Below are 6101 nucleotides of genomic sequence, written 5' to 3'. Positions count from 1 at the left end.
CGGGGCCCGCGACGGCGCAGGCCGGGCGTCAGGCCGCGGCGGGGCAGCAAGGCGCGGCGGCGCGCCCCTATCGGATCAACCCGGGCGACGAGCTGGAAATCTATGTCTGGGGCGAGGAACGCCTCAGCCGCGACATCAAGGTGCTGCCGGACGGCACCATCTCGTTCCCGCTCGTCGGCCAGGTGAGCGCGCTCAACAAGCTGCCGCGCGACGTCGAGGAAGAGATCGTCACCGGGCTGAAGCCGCGCTACCGCGACACGGTGCCGCAGGTCACCGTCTCGGTGAAGAACGCGATCGGGATGCAATTCTCGATCGTGGGCAAGGTGAAGTCGCCTGGCGCGTTCACCACCGGCCGCTATGTCAATGTGCTGGAGGCGCTTGCGCTGGCGGGCGGCCCGGCCGAGTTCGCCGACATGAGCAACGTCCGCATCCTGCGCAAGTCGGGCAACGGGGTGGGCGAGGGCCTGTCGGTGGTCAGGGTGCGCCTGTCGGACGTGCTCAAGGGCAATCCCAGCGACCGCGACCTGACCGGCCTGCCGCAGATCGAGAGCGGCGACACGGTGATCGTGCCATGAGGCGGCTGCATCGGGCCGTGCGCCTCGCCGCCGGCGGCCTCGCCGCCTGCGCCGCCCCCGCCTGGGCACAGACCGAGACCCGGACCAGCGCCGATGCGTCCGTCACCGCCGGCTATTCGAACAATCCGTTCGCGGTCCTGGGCGACGACACGGGCAGCGCGGTGGTCACGGTCGACTTGGCGCCGCGCATCGACCTGTTGACGGCGCGCAGCACGCTGAGCTTGTCCGGCGACGTCAACCTCCAGCAATATCTGCGCCGTTATGGCCGCAACGACAGCTATTCGGGCGCGATCGACTATCGGCTCCAGTCGAGCGAGCGCGTCACCAGCCATCTGCGGCTGGATGCGTCGGACGCGGTGCTCGGGTCCTTCAACGGCTATCAGCCGATCGTGGCGGGCACCTCGCCGATCGGCGCCCTGGTCGGCGCCTCCTCCGGCGCGGCGGTGGCCGGCGGCGCGGGGGCGGGCGGGACGACCACGCTGCTGCCGATCATCCCGGTCACCGCGCTGACGTCGTTCACCGATATCGGCCTCTACGGCCTGCGCAACCGGCGCGTGCTCGGGCGGCTCAGCGGCGATGTCGGGGTGAGCCTGTCGGCCCGCGACTCGCTGACGCTGGGCGGCTATGGCGAAGTGACCCGCTACCAGAACCTGCGCGCCGGCGATTACGAGGCCTATGGCGCGTCCGCCGGCTATTCGCGCCGGGTGTCGGACCAGTTCAGCGTCGGGTTGCGCGGGACGGCCTCCGACTATCATTACCGCCCGCCGCAGGGCGACACGCGCGCCTATTCGGTCGAGGCGACCGGAACGGGCCGGATCAGCGACGTGTGGACGGTCGACGGCGCGGTCGGCGTGTCGTTCATCGACGGCGGCGGGATCGGGTCGACGCGCAGCACCTCGCTGTCGGGCAATCTCAACCTGTGCCGGCGCGGACCGCTCTCCACCTTCTGCGTCCAGGCGGCGCGACAGGTGTCCCCGACCGGGCTGGAGGGTTCGCAATATGTGACCAGCGCCGGCTTTACCTGGGCCAAGCGGCTCGACGGGCGCAGCAACGTGTCGCTGGGCGGCAGCTATAGTCGGGTGGGCGGAGACCGGGCGCGGCTGATCGCGGGCGCGCTGCCGTTGCAGACCGAATATGCGCAGGCGACGGCCGGCTATGACCGGCGCCTGGCCGAGCGGCTGCGCTTCGTCGCCTCGACCAGCTATCGTCAGCTGCTCGGGCAGAGCGAGGCCGGCCGCCCGAAGGACTTTGGCGGACAGGTGGGCCTGTCCTATCGGCTTGGAGACAGGCGTTGAGCGTCGGCTATGACGGAACGGGCGAGGACATCGAGGCGCCGGGGCTGCTCGCCAGCCTGCCGGTGATCCTGTGGCAGCGCCGCTGGCTGCTGATCATCCCCGCGGTGCTGCTGACGGTGGTGGCCGCGGCGGCGGCGTTCCTGTTGCCGCGCACCTACCAGGCGCGCGCCACCCTGCTGGTCGAATCGAAGGACTCGCCGGACGCCACGCCCGGACAGGTCGACCCGATCGACCGCCGCATGGCGCGCATCCGCCAGCAGATCCTCAGCCGTCCGGACCTGGTGGAGCTGATCCAGGCCAACGACCTGTACAACGCGTCGCGCCGGGCGCAGCCGCTGTCCGTGCTGGTGGACCGCATGCGCAAGGCGACGGACATCAGCGCGGTCAATGCCGATATCCAGAGCGCGCCGGCGGGCGGCAGCACCGGCTCCGTCGCGTTCCAGCTGACCTTCGACTATCCGCAGCCGGGTCCGGCGCAGCTCGTCGCCCAGACGTTCGTGGACCGGCTGCTCAAGCTCGACGCGACCCAGACCCAGCAGAGCGCGCAGAGCAACGTCAACTACCTGCAGGACCAGGAATCCGGGCTGCAGGCGCAGGTGACGCAGATCGAGAACCGCATGCGGGAGGTCGCGGGCGCCAACGGCACCGCGCTGTCCTCTGCGGGGGCGATCATGATGTCGGGCGGCGCGGGCATCGACTATGCCGGACAGATCTCGACCCTGCAGCGGGAGAATGCGCAGCTCGCCGGCCAGGCGAGCACGGCCGTCGATCGCGATCCCAACGTCGTCTCGGCGGAGGCCGCGCTGACCGCGGCGCAGGCGACCTATTCGGACAGCCACCCAGACGTCCAGCTCGCCCGCAAGCGGCTGGAGATCGCGCGCGCCTCGGCCGGCGGCATCTCCAACCGCAACGTGTCCACCGCCGTCCGCCAGCAGATCGCCGCCAACAACGCCGCCATCGGCGACCTGAACCGGCAGCGCGCCGCCGAACAGTCCCGCATCTCGACCATGGCGGCGGCGCAGGCCCGGGGGCCGGCCGCCGCGCAGCAGGAACAGCAGCTGCAGGCCCAGGCCGACATGATCCGCGCCAACCTGGCCAAGGTGTCCTCCAGCCTGCTCAACGCGCGGTCGGTGTCCAAGCTGACCGACGAGCAGCGCGCCGAGCGGCTGACGCTGATCGAACCGCCGGTGACGCCCGACCATCCGACTTCCCCCAATCGGCCGGTGCTGATCGTCGGCGGCATCGTCGGCGGACTGGCCCTCGGGCTCGCGCTGGTGCTGTTGATCGAGCTGCTCCAGCGTCCCATCCGCAGCGCCGCGCAACTGACGCAGCTGCTGGGCGAGCCGCCGCTGGCGGTGGTGCCGGTCCTCAACCCGCGCCAGGGCCGGTTCGCGCGGCTGTTCCGCCGCCAACCGGTCCGGAGCCGCCGGCCGGCGATGGCCAGCTGAGACGGAGTAGAAAGCAGTGGACACTCAGATGGAGGCCGCGACCGCGGCCCGCCCGCTCGCCGTCGCGCTCGCCGGACCGCTCGCCGGCCCGGTCGAGTGGATCGAGCTGGTCAATGTCGTGCGCCGTGGCGTGTTCGGCTTCAACAGCCGCGACCGTCGCTCGCGTCCCTTCAACCTGCTGCGCGCGCAGGTGATCAAGGAGATGAAGGCGCAGGGCTGGAAGCGGCTCGGCATCACCTCCGCCACCCCGGCCGTGGGCAAGACGTTCATCGCCTCCAACCTGTCCGCGTCGCTGTCGCGCGTGCCCGACCAGCGCACCCTGCTGTTCGACCTGGACCTGCGGCGCGGATCGGTGGCCACGCAATATGGCCTGACCGAGCAGGTGGGGCTGGAGTCCTATCTGGATGGCCGCATCGAGACGCTGGGCCCGGTCGCGCGCGCCGTCACCGGCAGCAACCTGGTGATCTACCCGAGCGTGCCCCTGACCGAGGGCTCGTCCGCCGAGCTGTTGGCCGGCAAGCGCGCGCGCGCGCTCACCGAGGCGATGGTGCAATTGTCCGATCAGCATCTGTGCATCTGCGACCTGCCGCCGGCGTTCGCCAACGACGATGCCTCCATCGCGTTGCAGCAGCTGGACGCGTTCCTGCTCGTGGTGGAGGAAGGCAGGACCACCGCGCGCCAGGTGCGCGACGCGATCAAGCTGCTGGCGCCGGTGCCGTGCATCGGCACCGTGCTGAACCGGTACAACGGCGTGATCGGCACCGAGGATTACGGGTTCGGCTATCATAGCCAGGGCAAATACGACGCCTATTACAGCTGATCGGCGGCGCGCGGGAGGATAAAGGGGAGGGCCGCGTGACTGTCCGGCCTGCCGTCAGGAGGCGGGCCGGACGGCAAGTCAATCGCTATACGTGCCGGGCTTCGCTCCAGGTCTGTTCCGAGCGTCAGGGGACGAAGCCGGGCGAGCGATATCGTGCAAGCCATCAAGCCGCGGGCGACGCTCACGCCAGTCGAAGGTGCACCGGCGGCAGGCGCTCCGCCAATCCGCCGCCCAGCGCCAACACGATCCGCTGACGCACCGACTGCCAGAAGGCAGACAGCAGCAGCAGCGCCGAGCCGATCACCAGCCCGGTGAACGCGGCCGACAGCTCCACCGCGCCGGCCTGCGTGAACAGCGCGTACAGCGCGTAGAGGACATAGGCGAGGCTGGAGACCAGCAGCGCGCGACGATCCACCGCCAGCGCCACGACCGCGAAGGCGACATACAGCGCGAGCACGACCACCGCCTTGGCCGCCGACATGTCGCCGTCGAACACGCCCAACAGGTGAAACAGCGCGTGCGCGATCATCGGCGCGGCGGCGAGGTGAAGCCAGAAGGCGACATCCGAGCGCTGCGTCCGGCGCTCACGATCGGACAGGTCCCAGCGCATCGCGGAGGCGAACATCACGAGCCCGGCCGCGAGGATGAGCGGGATGATCGCGTCGCGCGCGGCCGGGACGAGCCCGGCGATCAGCGACAGCGCCACCGCGACAACGCTCACCGCACCGGCGGCGACCGTGATCGGCACGTGGAAGCGGCGCCAATGCGCATAGGCGGCGAGCGCGGTCAGCAAGCCGATCGCGGCGGCGATCAGGCTGGCGATCGCCGCCTGGCTGTTCTGCCCGTGGAAGGACTGGATCCAATCGCCCACCGCCGTGTCGGCGACAGCGATCCCGAACGTCGCCGCGACGCCGCCGACAAAGGCGAGCAGCAGAAGGATCGACGGCAGCGCCATGCGGCGCCGGCGCGTGAAATACTCGGCCAGCCCCCAGGCCGCGCCCGCGACCAGCGCCGGCGCGAGTACATGCGCGATCGCCGCGCCGATCCCCGCGAGCGCCGCCAGCAGCAGCATGCCCGCGATCGAGACGAAGATGTCGTTGAACCCGGTCAGCAACCGGAACTGCTCCTCATCCACCGCCGGCGCGTGACGCGACGCGGCGACATGCGCGCGCAACGCGGCAGCCGCCTCGGCGCTGATCGCGCCGCCCTCCACGGCGAGGTCGATGTCGGATTCGGCGTACATGGCCCGGTCTCCCTTGCTATGTTGAACGGCTGTAACAGCGGTGTTTTAGACTAGCAACACGCAGTTGTTCAGCCGGCCTGTGCCCAGCCGGCCTGGCATCGCGGCAGGTAAGGCGTTGGTACCAGTAGCGGCGCTCGATCGAGCCATGCCACCCGTACCGTCCGCGCGACGGGGAGCGCGGCGAGATCGCGCCGCATTGCCGCCTCATCCGCCGGCCAGTATCCCTCGATCGGGCCTACGAAATGCTCGATCAATGAGCGCGATACGGCATAGGCGTCGACACGGGCCACGATGCCGTAGCGGTTCGGATCGAATAGCGGGCGGCGCGGATCGTCGATCAGGCAGGTGGGCTGCAGCGCGCCTTGGTCCCAGGCGGCGGGATCGCCGGGTATGCCTAGCACGCGCCAGAACGCGGCCTCGTCTGCGGCGACGCCCGCGAAGAGACCGGCACCGACCGTATGCGCGATATCGTGCAGGCGCCAGCGCAGGGTAACCGTGCTGTGGAACAACACCAAAGCGCCCGGCGCGACCTGGCGCCGCGTGCCCGCCGGCAGCACGAAATGCGCACAGGCCGATGCACACAGCCGGACGACCCGGACGCCGAGTCGATGAGCCCTTACCAGACGGCCAAGCGCCATCGCGTCCGGCGCCTCGCCGCCGCCGCTGTCGACGTCGAGCCAGCCCGGCGGGCGCGATCCCGCCAGCGCGGCCGCGACCCGC

At 70.5% G+C, this 6101-nt stretch carries 6 protein-coding genes; 4 read left to right on the top strand and 2 right to left on the bottom strand.

The features are described from left to right. The 4 genes from HUU95_RS06210 to HUU95_RS06195 form a co-directional block, all read left to right on the top strand. The coding region (locus HUU95_RS06210) for a polysaccharide biosynthesis/export family protein (RefSeq protein ID WP_254602653.1) at window positions 1-575 on the top strand (575 nt) is incomplete at its 5' end. Then, on the top strand, window positions 572-1870 hold the full coding sequence (locus tag HUU95_RS06205) for a hypothetical protein (RefSeq protein ID WP_174279318.1): 1299 nt from the start codon (window positions 572-574) through the stop codon (window positions 1868-1870). The genes HUU95_RS06210 and HUU95_RS06205, both read left to right, overlap by 4 nt. Beyond that, the gene (locus HUU95_RS06200) at window positions 1867-3318 is read left to right on the top strand and encodes a Wzz/FepE/Etk N-terminal domain-containing protein (RefSeq protein WP_254602652.1); all 1452 of its coding nucleotides are present in this window, start codon (window positions 1867-1869) and stop codon (window positions 3316-3318) included. Before HUU95_RS06205 ends, HUU95_RS06200 begins: the two co-directional genes overlap by 4 nt. Window positions 3319-3346: 28 nt before the next feature. Beyond that, window positions 3347-4138: a CpsD/CapB family tyrosine-protein kinase gene (locus HUU95_RS06195; protein WP_174279317.1), complete on the top strand. Its 792-nt coding sequence runs from the start codon at window positions 3347-3349 to the stop codon at window positions 4136-4138. 181 nt (window positions 4139-4319) lie between these two features. Here the strand turns inward: HUU95_RS06195 and HUU95_RS06190 are convergent, their stop codons facing one another. Together HUU95_RS06190 and HUU95_RS06185 are read right to left on the bottom strand one after the other, a co-directional pair. Then, window positions 4320-5381: a hypothetical protein gene (locus HUU95_RS06190; protein WP_174279316.1), complete on the bottom strand. Its 1062-nt coding sequence runs from the start codon at window positions 5379-5381 to the stop codon at window positions 4320-4322. 68 nt (window positions 5382-5449) lie between these two features. Beyond that, the coding region (locus tag HUU95_RS06185; protein ID WP_217429784.1) for a hypothetical protein at window positions 5450-6101 on the bottom strand (652 nt) is incomplete at its 5' end.

Source organism: Sphingomonas bacterium (assembly GCF_903643065.1).
In the GTDB taxonomy this organism is placed as follows: Bacteria; Pseudomonadota; Alphaproteobacteria; order Sphingomonadales; family Sphingomonadaceae; genus Sphingomonas.
Note: the sequence above shows the minus strand (reverse complement) of the source record. Positions and strands in the feature narration are given on the sequence as shown.

Coding starts and splice junctions, on each gene's coding strand:
- HUU95_RS06190 (WP_174279316.1), bottom strand. CDS start 5,381: ATGTACGCCGAATCCGACATCGACCTCGCCGTGGAGGGCGGCGCGATC.
- HUU95_RS06205 (WP_174279318.1), top strand. CDS start 572: ATGAGGCGGCTGCATCGGGCCGTGCGCCTCGCCGCCGGCGGCCTCGCC.
- HUU95_RS06195 (WP_174279317.1), top strand. CDS start 3,347: ATGGAGGCCGCGACCGCGGCCCGCCCGCTCGCCGTCGCGCTCGCCGGA.